General features: G+C 71.8%; 16 protein-coding genes and 1 pseudogene. 7 read left to right on the forward strand and 10 right to left on the reverse strand.

The window, feature by feature from the left end:
* Nucleotides 1-33: 33 nt before the first annotated feature.
* Nucleotides 34-426 (forward strand): DoxX family protein, encoded by a 393-nt coding sequence (locus ACZ45Z_RS02460; RefSeq protein WP_468354746.1) that lies wholly within the window; start codon nt 34-36, stop codon nt 424-426.
* On the opposite strand, the gene lacZ is transcribed toward ACZ45Z_RS02460, so the two are convergent.
* From lacZ to ACZ45Z_RS02480, 4 genes are all read right to left on the reverse strand, one after another.
* A complete protein-coding gene (gene lacZ, locus ACZ45Z_RS02465) occupies nt 423-3653 on the reverse strand; it encodes a beta-galactosidase, LacZ type (RefSeq protein ID WP_468354749.1) in 3231 nt (1076 codons plus the stop codon). The two genes, ACZ45Z_RS02460 and lacZ, sit on opposite strands and share 4 nt — an antisense overlap.
* A gap of 154 nt (nt 3654-3807) precedes the next feature.
* Nucleotides 3808-4452, reverse strand: coding sequence for a LutC/YkgG family protein (locus tag ACZ45Z_RS02470; RefSeq protein ID WP_468354752.1), 645 nt, complete (start codon nt 4450-4452; stop codon nt 3808-3810).
* Entirely contained in the window at nt 4449-5936 is a 1488-nt protein-coding gene (locus ACZ45Z_RS02475; protein ID WP_468354755.1) for a lactate utilization protein B, read from the reverse strand. Before ACZ45Z_RS02475 ends, ACZ45Z_RS02470 begins: the two co-directional genes overlap by 4 nt.
* Complete coding sequence (locus tag ACZ45Z_RS02480; protein ID WP_468354758.1) at nt 5933-6685, reverse strand: (Fe-S)-binding protein; 753 nt, start codon at nt 6683-6685, stop codon at nt 5933-5935. The genes ACZ45Z_RS02475 and ACZ45Z_RS02480 overlap by 4 nt, the downstream gene beginning before the upstream one ends.
* A 120-nt stretch (nt 6686-6805) precedes the next feature.
* Between ACZ45Z_RS02480 and ACZ45Z_RS02485 the strand changes: the two genes are divergently transcribed.
* On the forward strand, nt 6806-8110 hold the full coding sequence (locus ACZ45Z_RS02485) for an MFS transporter (RefSeq protein WP_468354761.1): 1305 nt from the start codon (nt 6806-6808) through the stop codon (nt 8108-8110).
* Between the two features lie 314 nt (nt 8111-8424).
* Here ACZ45Z_RS02485 and ACZ45Z_RS02490 read toward each other — a convergent pair whose 3' ends face one another.
* From ACZ45Z_RS02490 to ACZ45Z_RS02515, 6 genes and pseudogenes are all read right to left on the reverse strand, one after another.
* Nucleotides 8425-9588, reverse strand: a complete 1164-nt coding sequence (locus ACZ45Z_RS02490) for an NAD(P)-binding domain-containing protein (protein ID WP_468355544.1) — start codon at nt 9586-9588, stop codon at nt 8425-8427.
* A gap of 162 nt (nt 9589-9750) precedes the next feature.
* Nucleotides 9751-10956: an LLM class flavin-dependent oxidoreductase gene (locus tag ACZ45Z_RS02495; RefSeq protein WP_468354764.1), complete on the reverse strand. Its 1206-nt coding sequence runs from the start codon at nt 10954-10956 to the stop codon at nt 9751-9753.
* A 1-nt stretch (nt 10957) separates the two neighbouring features.
* The gene (locus ACZ45Z_RS02500; protein ID WP_468354767.1) at nt 10958-12001 is read right to left on the reverse strand and encodes an ABC transporter substrate-binding protein; all 1044 of its coding nucleotides are present in this window, start codon (nt 11999-12001) and stop codon (nt 10958-10960) included.
* A gap of 58 nt (nt 12002-12059) precedes the next feature.
* Nucleotides 12060-12916: pseudogene (locus ACZ45Z_RS02505) on the reverse strand (ABC transporter ATP-binding protein).
* Nucleotides 12889-13818: an ABC transporter permease gene (locus ACZ45Z_RS02510; protein ID WP_468354770.1), complete on the reverse strand. Its 930-nt coding sequence runs from the start codon at nt 13816-13818 to the stop codon at nt 12889-12891. Before ACZ45Z_RS02510 ends, ACZ45Z_RS02505 begins: the two are co-directional and overlap by 28 nt.
* A gap of 240 nt (nt 13819-14058) precedes the next feature.
* The gene (locus ACZ45Z_RS02515) at nt 14059-14142 is read right to left on the reverse strand and encodes a putative leader peptide (RefSeq protein WP_362702479.1); all 84 of its coding nucleotides are present in this window, start codon (nt 14140-14142) and stop codon (nt 14059-14061) included.
* A 136-nt stretch (nt 14143-14278) separates the two neighbouring features.
* Here ACZ45Z_RS02515 and ACZ45Z_RS02520 point away from each other — a divergent pair, with 136 nt between their 5' ends.
* The 5 genes from ACZ45Z_RS02520 (at nt 14279) to ACZ45Z_RS02540 (ending at nt 19012) form a co-directional block, all read left to right on the forward strand.
* Nucleotides 14279-14701 (forward strand): secondary thiamine-phosphate synthase enzyme YjbQ, encoded by a 423-nt coding sequence (locus ACZ45Z_RS02520; RefSeq protein WP_468354773.1) that lies wholly within the window; start codon nt 14279-14281, stop codon nt 14699-14701.
* A gap of 423 nt (nt 14702-15124) precedes the next feature.
* Entirely contained in the window at nt 15125-16294 is a 1170-nt protein-coding gene (locus ACZ45Z_RS02525; RefSeq protein WP_468354776.1) for an RNA polymerase sigma factor, read from the forward strand.
* Between the two features lie 112 nt (nt 16295-16406).
* On the forward strand, nt 16407-17414 hold the full coding sequence (locus tag ACZ45Z_RS02530; RefSeq protein WP_468354779.1) for an ABC transporter ATP-binding protein: 1008 nt from the start codon (nt 16407-16409) through the stop codon (nt 17412-17414).
* Nucleotides 17411-18181, forward strand: a complete 771-nt coding sequence (locus ACZ45Z_RS02535; RefSeq protein WP_468354782.1) for an MlaE family ABC transporter permease — start codon at nt 17411-17413, stop codon at nt 18179-18181. The genes ACZ45Z_RS02530 and ACZ45Z_RS02535 overlap by 4 nt, the downstream gene beginning before the upstream one ends.
* Nucleotides 18182-18184: 3 nt before the next feature.
* Nucleotides 18185-19012, forward strand: a complete 828-nt coding sequence (locus tag ACZ45Z_RS02540) for an MlaE family ABC transporter permease (protein WP_468354785.1) — start codon at nt 18185-18187, stop codon at nt 19010-19012.
* Nucleotides 19013-19017: the final 5 nt, after the last annotated feature.

The raw sequence follows: 19017 nt of genomic DNA on the forward strand, positions 1-19017 counted from the left end.
CGGCACCCGCGACCGACCGATCCGGGAGCTTCGATGGCAGCCAACGACCGTTCCGCCCGTCTGCTGGTCCGCCTCCTCGCGGGCATGGGGGTCGTGCACTTCCTCGCCCCCAAGCCGTTCGACGCGATGGTGCCCCGGCGGCTCCCCGGAAGCGCCCGCACCTGGACGTACGCCAGCGGCGCCGCCGAACTCGCCGTGGCCGCCGCCGTCGCCGCGCCCCGCACCCGCCGAGCCGGCGCCCTCGCCGCCGCGGGCCTGTTCGCCGCCGTCTTCCCCGCGAACATCAAGATGGCCCACGACTGGCGCAACCGCCCCGCACCCTTGAGGGCACTCGCCTACGGACGCCTGCCCGGCCAGCTCCCCCTGATCGCGTGGGCGCTGCACACCGCCCGCACCGCGGGCGAGCCCGGCGCGCGGCGTCCCTAGCGCCCCGGCCTCCCCGGACCCGCCGCGACTCCCTCGGCGGGTGAGAGCCGATAGCCGTAGGCATACGTCCGGTTCGCGTGCAGCAGGTACTTCTCCAGTGGCGGCGCGCCCCACGAGTCGTTGCCGCCGACACCCATCTGCCGGTGGTTGACGCCCAACTGGATCTCCGCACGCCGCGTCAGCTCGTAGGGGTGCCGGGGCCCGTCGAGGTCCGTCGGCGCGTAGGGCAGCGCGCTCAGCTCCAGCAGCGGGGCGTCCTCGCCCGGTTCGGCGCGCACCCGCAGGCCGGCGCCGTCGCAGTCGGTGAGCCAGGCGGCCCGCACGTCGGTGACGTTGCCGGTCTGCTGCGGGCGGACGTACGGGCCGTACTGCGCGTCCACCGTGGTGCGGTAGCGGCCCACGAAGGCCGCGGTGTGCCGGTCCCAGTAGTTCTCCTGCGGCCCGCGCCCGTACCAGTCGAAGGTGTCCAGCCCGGCCGGGACGGTGAGCAGCGCGCCGACCATCGGCAGATCGGGCAGCGCGAGCCCCGGCCGGAGGGTGTGCCGGACGCGTACCTCGCCGTCACCGCGCACCGTGAACACGGTGTCCCAGCGGGAGGGGGAGGGGAAGGTGGGGAGGGTGGCGGTGACCTCGATGGTGACTTCGGAAGGGGCGGGCTGGGCGGCCTTCACGCCGGTCACGGTCCGGTGGGCGCCCGCGTCGCGCCAGGTGCGCAGCGACTTCTGCGCGCCCCGGCCGATGTCGTTGTCGGTGGGCCCGCGCCAGAAGTTCGGCACCGGGCCGCCCGTGAGCAGCGGCCGGCCTCGGTAGCGGTAGGAGGCCAGGGTGCCGGTGGCCTTGTCCAGGACGAGTTCCATGGCACGGCCGCTGACGCGCACGCCGCCGGCGGTCTCGGTGAGCGTCAGCGGCGGCAGGGTGGACGGCGCCGGGTCGGCGGGCGCCGGTGTGTGCCAGGGCAGGGCGAACTGCTCGGCGGCGACGCTGTGCCCGGCATCCGCCCACGTCGTGGCCTGGCGCAGCACGAAGGAGAGGTTGAGCCAGTACGCGGCGCCGGGCTCGGGGCGCGGCGGCCGGCGCAGTGGCAGGGTGACCGTCGCCCGCGCGCCGGGCGCGGCCTTCGGCGCGGGCAGTGTGCCGTGCTGGATCCGCTCGCCGTCGCGGGTGACCTCCCAGCGCAGCTCATAGGCGTCCAGGTCGACGAAGAGCTGCCGGTTGGTGACCTCGATCGCGCTGATGGCGGGATCGGCGGCCGCCATCCGCACGGCCTGGTAGACCTTCTTGACCTCGTGGAGGGCGGGGTGCGGGGTCCGGTCGGCGGAGACGATGCCGTTGCAGCAGAAGTTGCCGTCGGTGGGGTAGCCGGGTTTCCAGTCACCGCCGTACGACAGATAGGTGCGCCGGGGGTCGCCGGGCACCGGGCGGCGGATCGCCTGGTCGACGAAGTCCCAGATGAAGCCGCCGTGCAGATTCGGGTAGCGCTCGAAGACGTCCCAGTACTCCTGGAGGTTGCCGGTGCTGTTGCCCATCGAGTGGGCGTATTCGCACAGCAGGAACGGTTTGGGGTTGCCGGATTTTCCGTACTTCTCGACCTCGGCCGGCTTTGAGTACATCTCGCTGTGCAGGTCCGCGACGGCGTTCATGCCTTCGTAGTGGACCGGCCGGGACGGATCGCGGCGGTGCGTCCAGTCCGCCATCGCCCGGAAGTTCTCGCCCCGCCCGGCTTCGTTGCCGAGCGACCACACCACCACGCTCGGATGGTTCTTGTCCCGCTCGACCATCGACCGCATCCGGTCCAGGCAGGCGTCGGTCCACTCCGGCAGGCTCGCCGGGAGCCGGTCGCGGATGCCGTGGGATTCCAGGTTGGCCTCGCCGATGACGTACAGGCCGTACTCGTCGCACAGGTCCAGCCAGTGCGGATGGCCGGGGTAGTGCGAGGTGCGCACCGCGTTGATGTTGTGCCGCTTCATGAGGCGGATGTCCTGAAGCATCCGCTCCTCGGTGACGGCCTGTCCGTGGTCCGGGTCGGTCTCGTGCCGGTTGACGCCGCGGAGCACGATCGGCTCGCCGTTGACGGTGAAGGTGCCCGGCCCGTAGGCGATGCTCCGGAAACCGACGCGGGTGCGCTGGACGTCGACGGTCCGGCCGGCGGGATCGGTGAGGGTGACCACGAGCGTGTAGAGGTGCGGGGCCTCGGCCGACCACAGGCGGGGCGCCGTCACGGTGGTCTTCGGCGCGGCGGTCACGTCCTCGCCGGGGCCGGGTGTGAGGGCCGCGGTGAGGGGGTGGGGCAGCACCGGCTCGCCGTCGGCGTCGTACAGCGTGGCGGTCAGCCGGTGCTCGCCGGTCCGGGCCGCGCCGGCTCCGCCCCGGTCGCGGACGGTCGCGGTCACGGTCAGCTCCGCGTCCCGCCGCGCGTCGTCCAGAGCGGTCCGCACGTGCAGGTCCTGGAGGTGGACGCGGGACAGGGAGTAGAGGTAGACGTCGCGGAAGATGCCGGACAGGTCGATCATGTCCTGGTCCTCCAGCCAACTGCCGTCCGACCAGCGGTAGACCTCGACCGCCAGGGTGTTCCGGCCCGGCCGGAGGCGGTCGGTGATGTCGAACTCGGCCGGTGTGTAGCTGTCCTCGCTGTAGCCGACCCGCTCGCCGTTGACCCAGACGAAGAACGCCGACTTCACGCCCTGGAAGGAGAGCAGGGTGCGGCGGGAGGCCCAGGAGCCGGGGATGGTGAAGGTGCGGCGGTAGGACCCGACGGGGTTGAAGCCGGCCGGGACCTGGGGTGGTTCGGGCGTCTCGTATCCGACCCACGGGTACTTGACGTTGAGGTAGATCGGCTCGGGATATCCCTCGATCTCCCAGTTGGACGGCACCGGAATCCGGTCCCATCCGCTGTCGTCGAAACCGCTCCGGTAGAAGTCCACCGGACGCTCGTCCGGGTTCTTCGACCAGTGAAAGCGCCAACTGCCGTTCAATGAACGGTAGTAGGGCGATTCGGTGATCTTTTTCGTGAGCGCCGCCCCGGTGTCGGGGAACGGGACGAGGCGGGCTCTGGCCGCCTCGCGGCCCACCTGGAAGACGCGCGGCCGGGCGTTCCACTCCCCGTCCGCGGCGGCCGTCGCCCCGGCCGTCGCCGCGAACGACCGTTTCTGCGCGCAGAAGGCGGCCCAGCCCGCCAGGGCGGCGCTGGTGGCGAGGAACGACCGGCGGCTCACACGGCGTACGTTCATGCGACAGCTCCGAACGTAAGGCGACAGGAAGCACCAGGATCGAACACGGCTCGGCGGCAGGACAAGGCCCGCGCAGGCCACTTCGCCGGGCCGGCCACCGCTCAGCCCGCCGCTCAACCCGCCGTGCCGCCCGCCGCACCGCGCGGCTCCCCGCTCACTCGGCCAGCAAAATCACCTCCAGTCGACGCGGTCCGTGCACCCCCTCGACCCGGTCGAGTTCGATGTCACTGGTCGCGGACGGGCCGGAGATCCAGGTCAGCGGGCGGTCGGGCGCCAGGCGGGGGAGTGCCTCGGGCACCGAGCCGACGACCTGGCCCGGGACGCGGACGACGCAGACATGATGGTCCGGCACCAGCGTGATCCGGCGCCTGCCCTGGTCCGGACTCCCGTCCAGGACGATCGTGCCGGTCTCCGCGATGGCGACCGCGCACCCCGTCACCACACTGTCCACCGCGTCCAGTTCGCGGGCCGTGGCGTCTTCCCGGTCCGCCACCCGTCCGACGTCCGCCGCGGCCGTCCACCACGGCTCCAGGCCCGGCGGTACCACCACCGTCCGGGCACCGCGCTCCGCCAGCAGCCGGCCGATCAGCGCCGGCAGACCGCCGGCGTCACAGCGGTGCACCAGCGCCCGGTAGTCCGCCAGGTTCTCGGCGAGCAGGTCGACGGTCTCCCGCGTCGTGCGGGCGCCGTGCACCCGGTGATAGTCCCGCGCCACCGGCGGATCGTGCGGCCCCTCACCGCGCGGCACATCCGCCAGCGCCCGCCGCACCCGCCCCAACACCACCTCTCGGCCGCTCACTTGCCGCTCCCTCGCCGCTCGGACGCCCCCCGGGTGCGCTGCCACCAGTCGCGGAAGGACTCGGCCGGCACCGGCGGCAGGGCGCGGGTGTCGGACCAGGCGCGCCCCGGCCCCGGCAGCCGCCGGGGATGCAATCGCCGGGTACGCGCCGCCAGCCGCATCCCGGCGCGCAGCATCCCCGGATGGTCGAACGCCCAGCCCGCCGCGCGCATCGCGGCCCGCTCCGCCGCGTGCCCCTTGGCCGGCCGCAGCACCGTACGCACCCCCTCCCGGGTCACCGGGCCGCCCTCCACCACCCGCTCCCGCAGGTGCACCAGCACCTCGGGAATGTCGATGGCCACCGGGCACACGTCGTAGCAGGCCCCGCACAGCGACGACGCGTACGGCAGGGAAGCCTCCAACGCCCCTTCCATGCCCCGCAGTTGTGGAGTGAGGATGGCGCCGATCGGGCCGGGATAGGGCGAGCCGTAGGCATGGCCGCCGGCCCGCTCGTAGACCGGGCAGACGTTCAGACACGCCGAACAGCGGATGCAGCGCAGCGCCTGCCGTCCCACGGTGTCGGCGAGGGTGTCCGTCCGTCCGTTGTCGAGCAGCACCAGATGGAACGTCCGCGGCCCGTCGCCGTCCGTCGTCCCCGTCCAGGTGGAGGTGTAGGGGTTCATCCGCTCGGCCGTGGAGGAGCGGGGCAGGAGCTGGAGGAAGACCTCCAGGTCCTGCCAGGTGGGCACGACCTTCTCGATGCCGACGACGGAGATCAGCGTCTCGGGCAGGGTCAGGCACATCCGGCCGTTGCCCTCGGACTCCACGACGACCAGCGTGCCGGTCTCGGCCACCATGAAGTTGGCCCCCGAGATCCCCACCTTCGCGCTCAGGAACTTCTCCCGCAGATGCAGGCGGGCCGCCTCGGCCAGCTCGGCGGGCGAGTCGGTCAGCCCCTCGGGCGCGGGACGGCCCCACGCGCCCATCTCCCGGACGAAGATGTCACGGATCTCGGAGCGGTTGCGGTGGATCGCCGGGACCAGGAGGTGGGACGGCAGATCGTCGCCGAGCTGCACGATCAGCTCGGCGAGATCCGTCTCGTACGCGCGGATGCCGGCCTCGGCCAGCGCCTCGTTCAGGCCGATCTCCTGCGTCGCCATCGACTTGACCTTGACGACCTCCCGCTCGCCGGTCTCCCGCACCAGCCGGGTGACGATCCGGTTCGCCGCACCGGCGTCCGCCGCCCAGTGGACCCGGCCGCCCGCCTCCTCGACGGCCCGCTCCAACTGCTCCAGATAGTGGTCGAGATGGCGCAGCGTACGGTCCTTGAGGGCGGCACCCGCCGCCCGCAACCGCGCCCAGTCGTCCAGCTCGGCGACGGCCCGGGCCCGTTTGCCGCGGATGGTGCGGGTGGCGTGCGTGAGGTTGGCGCGCATCCGGCCGTCCTGGGTGGAGACGGCCGCGGCCTCGGGGAACGCCGGCATGCCCAGATAGGTGCCGCTCACCGCACGTCCCCTTCCGTGGCGGCCAGGATCTCGGCGATGTGGACCGGGCGGACCGGCGCGCCCTGCCGGGTGAGGAGGCCGCCGAGGTGCAGCAGACAGGAGTTGTCGACCGTGCACACCGCCTCGGCGCCCGTCGCGCGGACGTTGCGGACCTTGTCGGCGCCCATCGCCGCGGAGACCGCCGGATTCTTCACCGCGAACGTGCCCCCGAAACCGCAGCACTCCTCAGCGCCCGGCAGCTCCCGCAGGTCCAGCCCCTTGACGTGGGCCAGGAGCCGCCGCGGCCGGTCTCCCAGGCCCAGCGCCCGCAGGCCGTGACAGGTCGGGTGATAGGTGACGGTGTGCGGATAACAGGCCCCGACATCGGTCACCTTCAGCACATCCACCAGGAACTCCGTCAGCTCGTACGTCTTGGCCACCGCGGCCGCCGCGGCGTCCGCGAGCTCCCGGCCGCGCCCCTCGGCGGCCGCCTTCGCCCCGATCCGCGGATAGTTCTCCCGCACCATCGCCGCGCACGAACCCGACGGGGTCACCACGTGGTCGTAGCCCCGGAACGCCCGGTCGAAGCGGCGCACCAGCGGCTCGGTCGCGTGCCGGTAGCCGGTGTTGAACTGGGGCTGGCCGCAGCACGTCTGGGCGGCGGGGAAGTCGACCTCCACCCCCAGCCGCTCCAGCAGCTCCACCACCGCCTGTCCCGTCCGTGGCCGGAGCGCGTCGTTGATGCAGGTGACGAACAGTGCTACGCGCACGTTGCCAACTCCTTTCGGCCGCCGCGGACCCTGGCGGCCGCCCGCCTCGCCGGTACATGATCGTCCGACGGATCATCCTGCCCCAGCGGCGGACCGACGAGAAGGACCGGGAGCGGAACCATGCCGAGCGCGGAACACCTGGCCAAGGAGCGGGCGCCCGGCGCCGCGCGTCCCCCGTCACCGCTGCGGCAGTTGGCCGCCGCCTCCGTCGGCAACGCCGTCGAGTGGTACGACTGGTACGCGTACTCCTTCCTGGCCGTCTACTTCGCGGAGCAGGTCTTCCCCAAGGAGGCCGGCAACTCCCTGGTGCCGCTGCTGTCCTCCTTCGCGGTCTTCGCCGTCGGGTTCTTCATGCGGCCGGTCGGCGGCCTGCTGATGGGCGCGGTCGCCGACCGGCGGGGCCGCCGCACCGCGCTGACCGTCACGATCCTGCTGATGGGCGGCGGCAGCCTGCTCGTCGCCCTCACCCCCACCTACGCGACCACCGGAGTGCTGGCCCCCCTCGTGCTGGTCCTGGCGAGGCTGGTGCAGGGCCTGTCGGTGGGCGGCGAATTCGCGGCCTCCACGACCTTCCTCGTCGAATCGGCGGGACCGGGCCGCCGCGGCCTGTTCTCCAGCTTCCAGTACGTCTCGACCACCATCGGACAACTGCTGGCCTCCGGGACCGCGGCGCTGCTCGCGGCCCTGCTCAGCGAGGAGCAGATGGGGCGCTGGGGCTGGCGGGTGGCCTTCCTCATCGGTGCGCTGCTGAGCCTGCTCGGGCTGTGGATCCGGCGCGGGGCCCGCGAGACCCGCAGCGCCGCGCAACGGGAAGCGGCCCGCCCCGGCGTCTTCGAAGCGCTGCGACGCCATCCCCGCCAGTCCCTGCTGATCTGCGGCATCACCGCCGGCGGCACCCTGGCCTACTACACGTGGACCACCTATCTGCCCACCTACGCGCAGGTCGACGCGGGCCTCGACAAGGGCGACGCGCTCACCGCCGGCACCCTCGCGCTGGCCTTCTTCGCGCTGCTGCAACCGCTCGGCGGGCTGCTCTCGGACCGGATCGGCCGCAAGCCGCTGCTGCTCGGCTTCTCCCTGGGCTTCGCCGTGCTGGCCGTGCCGCTGCTGAGCCTGGTCTCCGACTCGTTCGTGTCGCTGCTGCTGGTGCAGTGCGCGGGCATGGTGCTGCTGACCGGCTACACCGCCGTCGCGGCGGCCGTGAACGCCGAGGTCTTCCCCGCGCGGGTCCGGGCCGCCGGCATCGGCTTCCCGTACTCCCTCACCGTCGCGCTCTTCGGCGGCACCGCCCCGTACGTGGGGACGTGGTTCGAGCAGGCCGGTCACGCCGACTTCTTCCCCTGGTACGTGGCCGGGCTGTGCCTGGTGTCGTTCTGCGTCTATCTGACGCTGCCCGAGACCGCGCGGCAGCCGCTGGAGAAGTGATCCAGCGTCAGCTCTTGGGAGCGGTCGCGAGGACACGCGCACGAAGGGCGCCGCACCTCCCGGGACGGGGAGGTACGGCGCCCGCGCCGCGAGATCCGTCAGACGAGCCAACCCACGAAGTGGACGACGCCGGCCAGCAGGTTGGTGAGGAAGTTCATCCGGTTTTTCTCCTTGAAACGTTCATGCGATGGGGACCAACTCTCCGGCCGGAAAGGGATGTCGGCCGGAGGCGCCGTAACGGTCTGCAGCCCGTCGCTCGCGCCCCGTAAGCATCACCTGGCGAGGCGGGGGTGCGGAACCCCTACCGACTTCGATCACACTTTCCAGCGAACATTCGATCCAGCGTTCGTGTGTTCCCGTGCGCCGACCCCGTCCCAGGAAGCCGGGGAGCCGACCAACTCCCCTTCCCCCTCCGCGAGTCGGGGACGGCCGGCCAGCAGGCGCCGGACGTCGCGGACCGCGGCGCGGCCCGCGCGGTTGGCGCCGATGGTGCTCGCCGACGGCCCGTAACCGACCAGATGCACCCGCGGGTCGCGCAGCGCCCGGGTGCCCGCCATCCGGATGCCGCCGCCCGGCTCGCGCAGCCGCAGCGGGGAGAGATGGTCGAGGGCGGCGCGGAAGCCGGTCGCGTACAGGAGCGTGTCCGCCTCGACCGCGCGCCCGTCCGCCCAGGTCACGCCGGTGGGCGTGATCCGGTCGAACAGCGGCAGCCGCTCCAGGACCCCGCTCGCGCGAGCGCGCCGGACCGCCTCCGTCATCGGCAGCCCGGTCACGCTCACCACGCTCCGCGGCGGCAGCCCCCGCCGGACGCGCTCCTCCACCAGGGCGACCGCCTGCCGGCCGGCCTCCTCGCCGAACGGGCCCTCGCGGAAGATCGGCGGCCGGCGGGTCACCCAGGTCGTGGCGGCGGCGACGGGCGCGATCTCCAGCAACTGCTGGACGGCCGACGTCCCCCCGCCCACCACGACGACCCGCGACCCGCGAAAGGCGTCCGGCCCGGGATAGCGGGAGCTGTGCAGCCGACGCCCCCGGAACGTCTCCTGCCCGGGAAAGCGCGGCCAGAAGGGCCGGTCCCAGGTCCCGGTCGCGTTGATCAGCGCCCGGGTGGCATAGCCGCCCTCCGAGGTCTCCACCAGCAGCCGTCCGCCCGCGCCCTCGCGCACCGCCGTCACGTGCACCGGCCGGTGCACGCGCAGCCCGAAGACCTCCTCGTACCGGGCGAAGTACCCGCCGATCACCTCCGCGGACGGGCGGGCCGGATCGGCGCCGGTCAGTTCCATGCCCGGCAGGGCGTGCATGCCGTGCACCTTGTCGTAGGTGAGCGTCGGCCAGCGGAACTGCCAGGCGCCGCCGGGGCGCGGCGAATGATCGAGTACGACGGTGTCCCGGTCGGGTACGTATCCCGCCCGCCGCAGGTGAAAGGCGGCGGCCAGGCCCGCCTGACCGGCCCCGATCACGACGACCTCGACCTCGCGCACCCCGCCGGGGACCTCGGCCTCGCGCACCTCGCCGATGGCCTCGGCCTCACGCACCCCGCTGTAGTTCATGTTTCTACCAACGTGGGGGGCGGCGCGTGTCTTCCCGGGCCGGGCGTGCCCACCGCCGCCCCGCCCCGGCACCCGCCCACCCCCACGCCTCCTCTAGCGCCCGCCCGCGACCAGCAGTGGGGCGCCGCCGGGAGCGGAGGCCGGCCGGCCGTTGGCGGCCGGTACGCCGGCCAGGGCGGACGGAACGGCGTCCAGCAGACCGCGGGCCGCCAGCTCCGGCCGCACGCCCTCGCCGAACCAGTAGACCTCCTCCAGATGCGGATAACCCGAGAGCACGAAGTGCTCGATGCCCAGTGCGTGGTACTCCTCGATCCGGTCGGCCACCTCCGCATGGCTGCCGACGAGCGCGGTCCCCGCGCCACCGCGCACCAGCCCGATCCCCGCCCACAGATTGGGCGAGATCTCCAGCTTGTCGCGCGACCCGCCGTGCAGCGCGAGCATCCGCCGCTGACCCACCGACTCGCTCTTGCCCAGCGCCTGTTGGGCGGCCGCGACGGTGTCCGGGTCGAGGTCGTCGAGCAGGCGGTCGGCGGTCGCCCACGCCTCCTTCGAGGAGTCCCGCGAGAGGGTGTGCAGCCGGATGCCGAAGCGGACCGTACGGCCCTCCCGCTCGGCCAGCCCGCGAATCCACTCGATCTTCTGCCTGACCTGCTCGGGCGGCTCGCCCCAGGTGAGGTAGACATCCACGTTCCGCGCCGCGACCGGCCCGGCCGCCGCCGACGAACCCCCGAAGAAGATCTGCGGCAGCGGATCCGGCGGCAGTGCGGTCAGACCCCCCTCGACCTGATAGTGCTCGCCCTGGAAGTCAAACGGCGTTCCGCTCCACACACCCCGTACGACCTGCAAGAACTCATCCGTACGGGCATAGCGCCGGTCATGGTCGAGGTGATCACCGAACCGCCTCTGCTCGGTCGAGTCGCCGCCCGTGACCACATTCAGCAGGAGCCGCCCGCGCGAGATCCGCTGATAGGTCGAGGCCATCTGCGCCGCCAGCACCGGCGAGATCAGGCCCGGCCGGAACGCCACCAGGAACTTCAGCCGCTCGGTGACCTGCGTCAGCGCCACCGTCGTCAGCCACGCGTCTTCGCACCAGGTACCCGTGGGCGTGAGCACCGCCTCGAACCCCAACTGCTCCGCCGCCTTGGCGATCTGCGCCAGATAGGCGATGTCCGGAGCCCGGACCCCGCTGACGGGGGTGATGCGGTCGCGCCGGACACCGCCGTCGGTATAGGCGTGCCGGTCGACGAGGGTCCGCCCGTCGCCGCCGGTCGGCAGGAACCAGTGCAGGTGTACGGACATGTCAGTGGCCCTTTCCGTAGGTGCGCGGCGCCGTGCTCGAAGGCGGCAGGCCACCGTTGAAGCGGGGATCGACGTACGACGCGAAGTCGAACGAGCGGGGAATGAGGCCGAGCGCCGTGAAGGTGTCGACGATCCGCTGCTCGGAGGCGATGGCGGCCTTGTCGACGGCCACCGCCACCGCGGTGCCCCGGGTCCGCTCGACCGCGTCCCGCGCCACCTTCCGCGGCAACCCGGTCTCCTCGGACCAGACCTTCGCCCAGGCGTCCGGGTGCTTGTGGACCCAGTTCTGGGCACGCCGCAGCCGGTCGGTGTAGTCCTTGAGCGCGGCGGCCTTCTTCTTGTCGGCCAGCGCGGCGGGCGCGGCGACCTGGAAACTCAGCCCGTTGACCACCCCCTGCCCGGTGGTCAGCACGCGGGCACCGGCCTGGTCCAGCGCCTGCGAGGTGTAGGGGTCCCACACCGCCCAGGCGTCCACCTTGCCGCGGGTGAACGCGGCGAGCGCGTCGGCCGGCTGAAGATAGTTGATCGTGACGTCCTTGGGGGACAGTCCGGCCTTCTTGAGGGAGGCGATGAGCTGGTAGTGCGCGGAACTGCCCTGCGCCACCGCGATCGACTTGCCCTTCAGCTCGCCCGGCCGCTTCAGCGGGGAGTCCTTCTTCACCAGGATCGCCTCGCCGTCGGACCTGCTGTGTGCGCCGGCGACGATCTTGATCTTCGAGTGTGCGGCGGCCGCGAACACCGGCGGGGTGTTCCCGACCCCGCCGATGTCGACGGCACCGGCGTTGACGGCCTCCAGCAGCGGCGGCCCGGAGGTGAACGTCGACCACTTGATCGTGTACGGGAGGTCGTCCAGCTCGCCGGCGGCCCGCAGCACCGCCTCCGAACCACCCTTCTGATCACCGACGTTGAGCGTCAGCGCTCCCTTGCCGTCGGTGCCGACGGCCGTCCCGCCCGAGGCGCCCCCGGTTCGCGACGAGCCACCGCAGGCGGCCAGCAGCAAGGTGAGCGGGAGCAGCAGGGCCGGGGCGAGGTGCCGTGGTCTCATGGGTTTCGGTTCCGTTCCTGTGGGTGTGCGTGTCCCGAGGCTTTTGTCGTCCGGGCGGTTATGCATGGGTGCTGGTGCTGGTGCTGGTGCTGGTGCTGGTGGCGGGCCCGGGCCCCGGGGCGGTGGCGTCCGGCGGCCCCTCCACTCCGAGCCGGTCGAGCAGGCGGGCGCGCAGCGCGGCGAAGCGGGGATCCCCGATGTCGCGCGGCCGCGGCAGATCGACGGCCGTCTCGTACGCGATCGCGCCGTCCTCCATCACCAGCGCGCGATCGGCGAGCAGCAGCGCCTCCTCGACGTCGTGGGTGACCAGCAGCACCGCGCACCCGCGCTCCCGCCACAACTCGGCCACCAGCCGCTGCGCCGTGAGCCGGGTCAGCGCGTCGAGCGCGCCATGGGGGCACCTCCCATGCCCGTTCAGGGCTATGGGGGAGGCTCGTCCAGCAGCAGCAGATCGGGCTCGCGCACCAGCGCCCGGGCGAGCGAGGCGCGCTGGGCCTCCCCGCCGGAGAGCGTCTTGGGCCAGGCGTCGGCGCGATGACCGAGACCCACTTCCGCCAACGCCCGCAGCGCGTCGTCCCGTTCGGCCCGCCCCGGCAACCCCAGCAGGACATTGCGCCAGACCCGCTTCCAGGGCATCAGCCGCGGCGCCTGGAAGGCCACGGCCTTACGGCGCGGCACCAGCACCTCGCCCTCGATCTCCCGGTCGAGCCCGGCCAGCACCCGCAGCAGAGTCGACTTCCCGCAACCACTGCGGCCGAGCAGCGCCACGAATTCGCCCGGTGCGAGGGTGAGGTCGAGCCCGTCGATGACCTCGCGGCCCTCAAAGGCCCGCACCAGCCCACTGACCCGGACGGCCGCCGCGTCGGGCTCACCTCCGCCGATGCCGGTCACCGGCCGGTGAATGTCGGTCGCCATTGCAGCAGCAGCCTTTCGAGAGTACGGACGAGGAGGTCGGCCAGGAGCCCGAGGAGCGCGTAGACCACCAGGCACACCACGATCACGTCGGTGCGGAAGAACTCCCGGGCCTGGTTCATCAGGAAGCCGAGGCCGTCGTCGGCGTTGACCTGCTCTCCGAAGACCAGCGCCAGCCAGGCGGTGGCGAGTGAGTAGCGCAGTCCGGTCATGGCACCCGGCAGCGCGCCGGGCAGGACGACATGCCGGACCAGTCCCCAGCGGCCCAGCCCCAGCGACGTCCCGGCCTCGACCAACTGGGCGTCCACGCCCCGGATCCCGGCGTACACGTTGAGATACAGGTGGAAGGCCACCCCGAGCGCGATCAACGCGATCTTGGGGGTCTCGCCGATGCCCAGCCAGATGATGAACAGCGGGATCACCCCCACCCAGGGGATGGAGCGCAGCATCTGCACGGTCGCGTCGACCAGGTCCTCACCCCGTTGGGACAACCCCGAGACGAGCGCCAGCGCGATGCCGACGACACCTCCCGCCAACAGCCCCACCGCGACCCGCCGCAGGGAGACCAGCATCGCCGACGGCAGCGTCGCCTCCCCGATGAGGTCACCCGCGGTCGCCGCGATCGTGCCCGGCGAGGCCAGCACATCCGCCCGCAGCACACCCGTCGCACTGAACACCTGCCACAACACCAACAACGCGACGGGCCCCGCCGTACGCCGCACCCACCGGGGCACCGCCCGACGCCGCCGGGAGACGGGAACGACCCGGGAGAGCTCCGGGGCGTCCCGTGCGCCGACCGGGGTTTCCCGTGCTTCCGAAGTCTCCGAGGTCTGTGACACCTCGCCCTCACGGGACGTTTCGGGCGAAGTTCGGCGGCGGCCGGGCAGGGCCTGGTCGAGGGTCATAGGGGCTCCACGGGCAGGGCAGGGCACGCCGAAGCCGCGCGGCGGCAGGGCGTACGAGGACGGCACCGCGAAGGCAGCGCCGCGCAGGGCGACGACGGCGTAAGGAAACGAAGGCGTGAGGAAAGGAGGCCGGCTGAACCGGCAGCGACGATTACGGGCTCAGGACCTGTCGGGGCTCTGCGGGCGGCGCTCTACGCGCTACCGCTCAAGGGGAGAGGACCCGGAAAAGGTTAGAGAGCGTCAGCGGCCGCGGCGACAGGCGGCGGAGGCCACCCGCAGCAGGTCGATATGACCGCGCGTGGTGAGCAGGGCTGACGTAGACATGCCGCCGACGGTAGCGGCGCCACTCCGGGAGGGTCAATCGTCGTCTCGGCTGCTGGACCTTTGTTGCGGCGGCGTTGCGGCGGCCCGCCCCACCCGGTTGCGGGACCGCGCCGGCGGCCCGTACGAAGATGGGGACATGAACACCGCCTTCACCACCCGCACCCTCGACATCACCACCGGCTCCACGGAGACCGTCGCCGACCTGACCGCCGACTGCGCGGCCTTCCTCGCTGAAGTGGCGGACGGCCGCGACGGCCTGCTCAACATCTTCGTTCCGCACGCCACCGCCGGCATCGCCGTACTGGAGACCGGCGCGGGCAGCGACCACGACCTCCTCGCCGCGCTCCACGACCTCCTTCCGGCCGACGACCGCTGGCGCCACCGCCACGGCACCCCCGGCCACGGCCGCGACCACGTCCTGCCCGCCCTGGTCCCGCCCCACGCGACGCTCCCCGTCACGGAAGGCCGCCTGGCCCTCGGCACCTGGCAGTCCGTCTGCCTGGTCGACACCAACGTCGACAATCCCCACCGCCAGGTGCGCCTGTCGTTTCTCGGATAGCTGCGGGACTCCTGACCCGGTCTGTCCTGGGCCGAGCTCCGCACGACGGACGCGGCCGCGGCGAAGCAGTTCCCCGCCGGTGCGGACTTCGTGGTGCTCAAGCCCGTGAAAAGCCCTGCTCAAAAGCGGAAATACCGGAGCGAAGCCGCTACTTCCTGGCCCGCGATCTCCGCAGGTCCGGTGCCGGATCGTCATGGGATCGGCGCCGGATCGCTACGGGACGGGGCGCCGGATCGTGCTGCGCCGCACGCCGATCGTCGCGCATCGTCCCGGAGGTCCCGCGGTCGTATCCGCTCCGGTCCCGGATTGAGTCCGTCCTACCCCTCCCCACCAGGGGGTACCCGGCGGTAATGTCACCGCTCTCCTAAGAGGAGGCGGCGCTTCCGGGCCGCGGGTATCGATCTCGACAGTGCGAGGGGCCTTGTGGCAGCGAACACTCATCCCACGCGTTCCCGTGGGTCGTACGGCGGCTCCGAGGAACGCTGGCAGCGGATGTGGAGCCAGCGCGAGCAGTTGCTGAAGGTGGCTCGCCGGAGGTCCATGAGCGTCGAGGACGCCGAGGACGCGGTGCACGAGGCCATGCTGCGCGCGGTGGAGAACCCCCATGTCGACGAGGAGCGGCTCGGGGCGTGGCTGACGACCGTGACGATGCGGCTGTGCGCCGACCGGTACCGGCAGGTCAATCGCGAGGCGCAGGTCGGCAGTCGGTCGACGTTCGCCGTCCCCCCGCCCCCGCCCGTCGAGGAAGAGGTGTGCGACCGCGCGGAGGCCAAGTGGCTGGCGAGCCGGAGCGGTGAGCTGCCCGCGCGGCAGGCCGAGGCGCTCTGGCTGAAGGCGGAGGACCTGGACGTCGGTCAGGTCGCCGGGAAGATGGGGCTGAGCTACCGCACGGTCGAGTCGCTGCTGGCGAGGGCGCGGCGGACGCTGCGCAACTCGCTCGCCGCGACGCTCGGGGCCGCCCTGTGGCTGGGCGGGCAGGTGCGGCACCGAGCGGGCGGCGGAGGCGCGCAGGCCGCGACCCTGGTGTCCACGGCGGCGACGCTGGCCGTCCTGGGATTCGCCGCGCCCCACTACCCGTACGCGCCGGACGAGACCCACCCCGGACCGGCCTCCCCGGAGGAGACGGAGGAGTGGCCCACGGCCTCGTACGACAGCGACGCGCCGCCGTCGTCCTGGGGTGCCACCTCCACGCCAGGCCGTGCGGGTGGGCAGCTCGGTATCGATCTGACCGCGGAAGTGCGGTCGATGCTGCCCGGGGCGGTGACGCTCCCTGGGCTGGCGATTCCGACCGTCCCCTCGGTCCCGTCCGTCCCGCCCGTGCCGTCGCTTCCCGACATCCCGGATGTTCCCGATACTCCGGATGTTCCCGGCGCCCCGTCGGTCGGTGACGTTCCGTCGGCCCCCTCCGCCGACTCGGCTCGGTCGCAGACCTCGCACTTGTCGGATCTGTCCGGACTTTCCGGTCCGTCCGGCCCCTCCGCTTCGAGCTCCCCCTCGGGCGTCGACCCGTCGGCCGGCCTGGGCGGCAGCGCCACCGAGCCGCCCGCCCACTCGCTGCCCACGGGCTCCTTGCACACCGACGTCCGGCCCTGATCAAAGCGCGATTGCGAGCTTGTAAAAAAATTCCGATTCCTCGCGACGGACGAGCCGCCCGCCACCGTAGAGCAGATGACAGAGCTGCTCCCGGGGCTGAAGGGCGGACCGAATGGGTGTCGAGATCTGTGTGGAAGGGTTGACGAAATCCTTCGGACACCAGGTCATCTGGCAGGACGTGTCTCTCACGCTGCCCGCAGGGGAGATCTCCGTCCTGCTGGGCCCGTCCGGCACGGGTAAGTCCGTCTTCCTCAAAACGCTCGTCGGCCTGCTCAAGCCCGACAGGGGCTCCATACGGATCGACGGGAAGGACATCACCCGGCTCCGCGAGCACGACCTCTACGAGGTGCGGAAGCTGTTCGGCGTCCTCTTCCAGGACGGCGCGCTGTTCGGCTCGATGGATCTCTACGACAACATCGCCTTCCCGCTGCGCGAGCACACCCGCAAGTCCGAGCGCGAGATCCGGCAGATCGTCCTCGAGAAGATGGACATGGTCGGTCTGCTCGGAGCCGAGGGGAAGCTGCCCGGTGAGATATCCGGGGGCATGCGCAAGCGGGCCGGTCTCGCGCGGGCCCTGGTGCTCGATCCGGAGATCATCCTGTTCGACGAGCCCGACTCCGGCCTCGACCCGGTGCGCGTGGCCTATCTGAACCAACTGATCGTCGACCTGAACGCGCAGATCGACGCGACGTTCCTGATCGTCACGCACGACATCGCCTCGGCCCGCCTGGTGCCGGACAACATCGGGCTGCTGTTCCGGCGCGAGCTGGTGATGTTCGGGCCCAGGCAAGATCTGCTGTCCAGTGACGAGCCGGTGGTCGGCCAGTTCCTCAACGGGCGCATGCAGGGCCCTATCGGGATGGCCGAGGAGAAGGACGCCGCCCAGGTCGAACAGGAACTGGCCGAGCTCGATGCCGGAAACCACCGCGGACCCAAGGGCGGCAAGGGCGCGTCCGGCGCGGGCATCACCCCCCGCCTGCTGCCCAGCGAGGGCATCGTCCGCCCGCCCCGCTGGAAGGAGATCGCCGAACACGAGGAGAAGATGCAGCGCCTGCGCGACCTGCGCGCCGCCACGGAGAGCGCCATCAGCCTGGACGGCCGGGGGGTGACCGGCATATGAGCCTGTCGCCCACCAACGCGCTGAAACATTCCGGCAGTCTGTTCGCGCTGTTCATGGACGTCCTGCGGACCCTTCCGCGACGTCCGCTCCAGATACGCGAGTTCATCCAGCAGTCCTGGTTCATCGCGAGCGTCACGATTCTGCCCACCGCGCTGGTCTCCATCCCCTTCGGAGCCGTGATCGCGCTCCAGATCGGCAGTCTGACCCGGCAACTGGGGGCGCAGTCGTTCTCCGGCGCCGCCTCGGTCCTCACGGTGCTGCGCGAGGCGTCGCCGATCGTGACCGCGCTGCTCATCGCGGGCGCCGGCGGCTCCGCGATCTGCGCGGACCTCGGGGCGCGCAAGATCCGCGAGGAGATCGACGCCATGGAGGTGCTCGGGATCGACCCGATCCACCGACTGGTCGTCCCACGGGTGGTGGCCTCCATGGCCGTCGCGGTGCTGCTCAACGGACTGGTCTCGGTGGTCGGCGTGGCCGGCGGCTACTTCTTCAACGTGGTCCTGCAGAACGGGACCCCAGGCGCCTATCTGGCCTCCTTCACCACCCTCGCGCAGTTGCCCGACCTGTACTGGGCCGAGCTGAAGGCGCTGCTCTTCGGCGCCATCGCCGCGATCGTCGCCTCGTACAAGGGCCTGACGGCCAAGGGCGGACCCAAGGGTGTCGGCGACGCGGTGAACCAGTCGGTCGTCATCACCTTCATGTTGCTGTTCGTCGCCAACTTCGTGATGACGGCGATCTACTTCCAAGTCGTTCCGCAGAGGGGTTAGTCGATGACGCTGTCGGAACGATTCCTCTCAGGCCCCCTCCGCTCCCTCGAGGAGCTCGGCGGCCAGCTCTCCTTCTACGGCCGCTCGCTCGGCTGGACCGCCCGCACGCTGCGCCGCTACAAGAAGGAAGTCCTGCGCCTGCTGGCCGAGGTGAGCTTCGGCCGCGGGGCGCTGGCGGTCATCGGCGGCACCGTCGGGGTCATCGCCTTCCTCACCTTCTTCACCGGAACCGAGGTCGGCCTCCAGGGGTACGCCGCGCTCAACCAGCTCGGCACGTCGAACTTCGTGGCGTTCATCTCCGCCTACTTCAACACCCGGGAGATCGCGCCGCTGATCTCGGGGCTCGCCCTCTCCGCGACGGTCGGCGCCGGATTCACCGCCCAGCTCGGCGCGATGCGGATCAGCGAAGAGGTCGACGCGCTGGAGGTGATGGGCGTCCCCTCGCTGCCCTTCCTGGTCACCACGAGGATGATCGCCGGTTTCGCCGCGGTGATCCCGCTGTACGTGGTCGGGCTGCTCTCCTCGTACTTCGCCGCCCGCACGATCACCACCGGCTACTACGGGCAGTCGGCGGGCACGTACGACCACTACTTCCAGCAGTACCTGCCGCCCGTCGACGTGTTGTGGTCCTTCGGCAAGGTGATCGTCTTCGCCGTCGTCATCATTCTCGTCCACTGCTACTACGGCTACTACGCGAAGGGCGGCCCGGCCGGCGTCGGCATCGCGGTGGGCCGGGCGGTGCGGACCTCCATCGTCGCCATCAACATCATGGACTTCTTTCTCAGCCTGGCGATCTGGGGAGCCACCACGACTGTACGGATCGCGGGGTAGCGGAC

The organism is Streptomyces sp. NPDC031210 (assembly GCF_055570395.1).

Bases quoted from the DNA above. Each gene is read 5' to 3' on its own strand.
- ACZ45Z_RS02460 (WP_468354746.1), top strand. From the start codon at position 34: ATGGCAGCCAACGACCGTTCCGCCCGTCTGCTGGTCCGCCTCCTCGCG.
- lacZ (WP_468354749.1), bottom strand. From the start codon at position 3,653: ATGAACGTACGCCGTGTGAGCCGCCGGTCGTTCCTCGCCACCAGCGCC.
- ACZ45Z_RS02485 (WP_468354761.1), top strand. From the start codon at position 6,806: ATGCCGAGCGCGGAACACCTGGCCAAGGAGCGGGCGCCCGGCGCCGCG.
- ACZ45Z_RS02495 (WP_468354764.1), bottom strand. From the start codon at position 10,956: ATGTCCGTACACCTGCACTGGTTCCTGCCGACCGGCGGCGACGGGCGG.
- ACZ45Z_RS02500 (WP_468354767.1), bottom strand. From the start codon at position 12,001: ATGAGACCACGGCACCTCGCCCCGGCCCTGCTGCTCCCGCTCACCTTG.
- ACZ45Z_RS02510 (WP_468354770.1), bottom strand. From the start codon at position 13,818: ATGACCCTCGACCAGGCCCTGCCCGGCCGCCGCCGAACTTCGCCCGAA.
- ACZ45Z_RS02515 (WP_362702479.1), bottom strand. From the start codon at position 14,142: ATGTCTACGTCAGCCCTGCTCACCACGCGCGGTCATATCGACCTGCTG.
- ACZ45Z_RS02520 (WP_468354773.1), top strand. From the start codon at position 14,279: ATGAACACCGCCTTCACCACCCGCACCCTCGACATCACCACCGGCTCC.
- ACZ45Z_RS02530 (WP_468354779.1), top strand. From the start codon at position 16,407: ATGGGTGTCGAGATCTGTGTGGAAGGGTTGACGAAATCCTTCGGACAC.
- ACZ45Z_RS02535 (WP_468354782.1), top strand. From the start codon at position 17,411: ATGAGCCTGTCGCCCACCAACGCGCTGAAACATTCCGGCAGTCTGTTC.
- ACZ45Z_RS02540 (WP_468354785.1), top strand. From the start codon at position 18,185: ATGACGCTGTCGGAACGATTCCTCTCAGGCCCCCTCCGCTCCCTCGAG.